Annotated in this window: 3 protein-coding genes and 1 pseudogene; 2 read left to right on the forward strand and 2 right to left on the reverse strand. The window is 65.9% G+C overall.

The window, feature by feature from the left end; genetic code table 11:
* Window positions 1-49: 49 nt before the first annotated feature.
* Complete coding sequence (locus PV350_RS44480; protein WP_500339053.1) at window positions 50-592, forward strand: IS30 family transposase; 543 nt, start codon at window positions 50-52, stop codon at window positions 590-592.
* Window positions 593-617: 25 nt separating this feature from the next.
* Here the strand turns inward: PV350_RS44480 and PV350_RS44485 are convergent.
* Window positions 618-1094: pseudogene (locus tag PV350_RS44485) on the reverse strand (IS701 family transposase); the annotation flags it as partial.
* A 312-nt stretch (window positions 1095-1406) separates the two neighbouring features.
* Here PV350_RS44485 and PV350_RS44490 point away from each other — a divergent pair.
* Window positions 1407-1592, forward strand: a complete 186-nt coding sequence (locus tag PV350_RS44490) for a helix-turn-helix domain-containing protein (RefSeq protein WP_500339051.1) — start codon at window positions 1407-1409, stop codon at window positions 1590-1592.
* Window positions 1593-1924: 332 nt separating this feature from the next.
* Here the strand turns inward: PV350_RS44490 and PV350_RS44495 are convergent, their stop codons facing one another.
* Window positions 1925-3541 carry a hypothetical protein gene (locus PV350_RS44495; RefSeq protein WP_500339052.1) on the reverse strand — a complete coding sequence of 539 codons (1617 nt, stop codon included), beginning with the start codon at window positions 3539-3541 and terminating at the stop codon, window positions 1925-1927.
* Between the last annotated feature and the right edge of the window lie 1360 nt (window positions 3542-4901).

Raw genomic sequence — 4901 nt, forward strand, 5'->3', positions numbered from 1 at the left:
TCGCACGCGGGTCGGGCACCAGGTCCAGGAAAGTCCGCAGGTCAGCGACTTGGCCGATGTCCAGCGGACCCAGCCTCACCAACACCGGCGGGATGAGAGGGCAGAGGACCGCACAGTGGCCGGGCACTGGGAAGGCGACCTCATCCTCGGTGCCCGGCAGGCATCGGAGATCGGCACCCTGGTCGACCGGGCCACCCGCTACGTCCGCCTCATCCACCTGCCCGGCGGCTGGAGGGCACCCCAGATACGCGACGCCCTGGTCGAGCAGACCGCCGACCTGCCCACCCACATCCGTCGCACCCTCACCTGGGACCAAGGCCGCGAACTGTATCTCCACCAGCAGATAGAGGACCTCACCGGCTTCAGAATCTACTTCTGCGACCCGCACTCACCCTGGCAGCGAGGCACCAACGAGAACACGAACGGACTGCTGCGCGAGTACTTCCCCAAAGGCACCGACCTGACCCGCTACACAGAGCGCGACCTCACGCAAGTCGCCCGTCAGCTCAACGAACGGCCCCGCCACGTCCTGGGCGACCGCACTCCGGCCGAGGCCATGAGAAGCTGGTCGAGAACCCTCGCCTACCGCTGATTCGCAACGATCAGTGGAAACCGCCGGGCGTCGCATGCAGTGGGTAGTACACGCGGCCGTTGGTCCACACCGTGGTCACCGTGACGATGCCGTTGTCTGTCTTGCCCAGTCGGCCCAGCCATTGCCGGCCCACGTGCGCGGTCGAGGTGGCGTCCTTGCGGTCCCCGGAATCGTCGATCACGATGACTCCGCTGTCGTGCGGAGCCGTCGCCATCTCCTCGCGCAGCAGCTCAAGCCGCCGGTCGTTGACCTGCTCGGCCTCCCAGGGTGACTCGGACAGGAAGAACTGCAGCCGCTGCACCCCCGGCATCCCCGCACCAGCCACCGGTTCCGCCCCGGCCAGGCAGGTGATCGTCTTGTTCCGCTCCCGCGGCGCCAGCAGCCCGCTCAGGTACTCGCGGAACCCCCGCCGCTGGGCCAGGCTGAAGAAGAGGTCGTCGAACCGGGCCGCGTACTCCTCCAACGGCCCCGGCGCGGGCGGACACGGACGGCGAGCGGTCATCTTCAGCCCCCAACACGGCAGTTCACCCCTACCACCGGCCTACGACCAACCCGACCCGCCGTCAACCCACACCACCACCGGATTCAACGAACTACCGGTAGCTAGTGCTGGGTTCCTCTTTCACTGGGATGTGCTGATGGCGGGGTGGTTTCGGGTGCTCGGGGGCGGGTGCTGGGCAGTGGTGTTACGAGCACGGCTAAGCCGTGATCCTGATGAAGAAATTGTGGTGCACAGGCTGGCGCGGGCTCGCAAAGCGCCGCGTGATCCGGTGCAGCGAGCGGGGATGGTCGAGCGAGCTGGGCCGGGCTGAGGGTGCCGGCGATCGCGCACGAACTGGGCTGCAGCCAGAAGACGGTGCGGTGCTGGCTGCACCGCTTCAACCGATCCGGTCTGGACGGGCTGGAAGATCTGGCTGGTCAGGGCCGCAAGCGGCGGATCACCGAGGCTGAGCGGTCCACCATCATCGGCCTGGCCGACAGGCACCGCCGTGCCGGCTGATGGTGCAGGCAGGTGGCGACCTGGCCGCAGCCGACGAGGCCGGGCCACCAGAATGGACCCTGGACGCGCTGGCCGCCGAAGCCAGACGGCTGGGGATCGAGATCGGACGCAGCCAGGTTCGCCGGATCCTCCTCGCAGAAGGCGTGCGCTGGCGTCGTACCCGTTCCTGGACTCGTTCGAAGGACCCCGACTTCGCGGGAAAAGGACCCGGATCATCGCGCTCTACCGCAGTCCGCCCGTCGGCGCGACGGTCGACTGCGTCGACGAGCTCGGGCCGGTGATCCCTCGCACCTTCCCACCCGGGCCGGGCTGGTCGCCGGACGGGCATCGCATCAAGAACGAGCTGGCGGGGGTCGCGGCGGGGGCGGTGTTCGGGCTGACGCTGGATGGGGTGATCCAGGCGTTGCAGACGCCCCGCCCTTCTCCGCCACTCTCTTGGCATGGGCCAACGTCGGCGGCGGCAACCCCGATCCGGGCCCGAGAAGACTGCCCGGTTCCATGTCCCCTGTGGCTGAGAATGCTTGGGCGGTGTGGTCTGCGGGTTCCGGGGGGTGGGGACCTGTCCCGAGCGGATTATGTGCTGGCAGGATAGGGGCGGTCTGTGGGGTGGCGGGCCACTCCCTCTCCAGCTTTTGCATGAAGGCGAAACGGCGTGGCGCGCGCTCCTTGAGCATTGACGGGGCAAGGAAATAGTACCTCGCGCTTTCAGCAAGATCCTCGTAAGAGTTCACTCCTCCATATCGCGTTATCGCTTGTTCCTTAACAAGGAACCGACGGTCCACATGGATCAATGGCTTTACTTTACCCATGAACCATGGAGCGTAGGATCCTAGCGCATGCACGATTCGATCGACGTATTCTATTTCACCCTCACCGGCCTGCCGTTCCCGCACATTCCCCGGAAGTGAGACCAATAGGTCGCATGCCACCTTTTTCAGTTCGGGAGACGCTTCCTCATTGAATTCCGCGCCAACTAGCAATGCAGATCGGACCGTCTCGCGCAATGCTTCTGCGGGGTCAATAGCTCCCGAAGGCTCCCATTCCTTCCAGTCGACCTGCTTCACGCCACCCCAAAAGTACCAGTTATAGTCGCGCATTTTATAGTCAAGCAAGCCGTGCGAGAGCTCATGGACCACAGTCCCCAGAATTCCCTTAATCGGATCCAGCGGGTCTGCAGACACGTTACGAAAGAAGCCCACATAGAGGTTAAAGTTTTTGGAATCATCGAAATATGTACCCTTTATATCGGTGCGCACTGCGCCGATTTTACTTGACGCTGTCGCACGGAGCGCCCAGCTGACTGCAGATATACTACTAACTTCCTGGGAAACGCCACTCCGGACGGACTTAAAACGCCGACTCCCGAGAATCGGCGCGAACTTGTCGGCACCTTTCACCACTTCAGCCAGCCACTCAAACGGCAACTCTTCAGGCTTGATCTGATTCATCACCTCGCTCGGCGTGTCCGGATAATCCTTTTTGAGTTTCGAGACCCCGGTATTCGATTCAAACGATATCCCGTAATTCTTGAGCTTCCATAGCATCGCTGCAGTTCGGTCGGGAGGATGGAGGGTGGGGAGTTGTGGGCGTAGGCCGGAAAAGTTCCCAGCAGGCGCTGCACTTCTAAAAGGGTTCCCAGCAGGCGCTGCACTTCTAAAAGGGTTCCCAGCAGGCGCTGCACTTCTAAAAGGGTTCCCAGCAGGTTCGGACGTGCTCGGTTGCGTGAAGTGGGCCGGGTTTACGGTAATTATTGCGGGAAAACGGCTGTCCGGGTTCAGTAAGGCCGCCTTCTGCGAGTCGGTGTGGTGGTCGGCATCGGTCCGCCAGGCGAGGATGTCCTCCAGGGTGCGGCCGAGCCCGGACTTGGCCGTCTTGCCGCCGCCCGATTCCGTGCCGCCGACCGTCTGCCCAGTGTCCACCAGTGTGATGTCGTCAGCGTCGTCTGCCATGGTGGCGTCATCATCGTCGGACGTGCTGGGTGCACGGCCAGCCGCGGGATACAGGTCAGCGTCAGTCGCCAGTACCGGAGTTTCTGTGTTAACGGTGCCCGCAGCGTGCTGCCCACCGATAGCGTGCGGTGCCTCGCTTTCCTCCCCCTCCCCCACCGGTGCCGGCTGTAGAGAAGCGCTGCCGGTGACCGGCGAGAGTACTGTGCCTGGCAAAGGCTCCCGCGTACCCGGATCTGCACTTGCAGACGGCTCCGTGACGGGAAGCATCGCCGACTCCGTCACCCTGGCAGGCTGCGGCAACTGGTTGCCTACAGTGCCAGTCCCCCGCGACAGGTCACCACCAGCAAGGATGCTGGCCAGCGAACCATCGACCGCAGCGCCAACGCCAGCAACAACCGACGCGGCAGCAGGCAAGGGGCCGGTCCCGCCCGCACTGGCAGGACCACCACCCACGGCACCCGTGCCGGGCCCCCCACGCTCCACGCCGCCGAACACATCACCCGGACGGCGCAAGGCCGTTACAGGAAGACCGCTGACCACGTCAGGACCGCCGGGTGCGGCCTCAAATCCTGCAAGCCCGGCGGTAGCGCCCACGTCCTGGATCGGCGCGATGTGGTCACCGAACCCGGCACCAGCCCCGGCAGCGGTGCCGGGGGCCGGGTGCTGGGTGATGGCGGTGCTCAGGGTGGCGTCGCCCCTGCCAGTCGGCCCCACACCACTGTCCCCTACTGCTGCCACGGGCCCGCGCGCCCCTTCGCCCGTCCCCGCGCCACGCACCGCACCCGGGAGGTGCGGCCCACCAGAACCGCCAAAACCCGCAGACGTGCCAGACCCCGAACCCGGACCAGCACCAGCCTCCACGGGCATACTTGCCGTGCCCGCACCAACTGTGCCCGCGGTAGCCGTGCCCGCGGTAGCCGTGCCCGAACCACCGCCGTGGCCCGTCGGCACCACACCCCGGCGTGAACCCGTGCCAGCCGTGCCACCGGCCTCCAGGCCACCGCCCGGGAACCCCGAAGTAGCGGTGGCCGGGCCGCCCGCTTGCCCGCCTGGGCCCTCACCCGACGTACCCACTCCCGCGCGGTCGACGTCGCCACCCGTCCCGGTACCAGCGGGCACCGGGTTGCGGTCGGTGCGGTCAGGCACCGGATTGTCGCCGTCGTCCGTCTCGGGAACGGTGAGCTCTGCCGCCGGCGGCTGACTGATACCCAGAACCGGGATCCTCGGCACCGGCACCCCGCCCCCGCCGGCAGCAGCGCCGCGGCGGCCACCACCGCCTTCGGTCATGCCCTCGACCATGCCCGAGGTGAACCCGTCCCCCACATTGCTGTTGTCATGAAACGCAGCATTGCCCATACCC

The sequence above is a fragment of the Streptomyces sp. PA03-6a genome (assembly GCF_033792765.1).
Classification (GTDB): Bacteria; Actinomycetota; Actinomycetes; order Streptomycetales; family Streptomycetaceae; genus Actinacidiphila.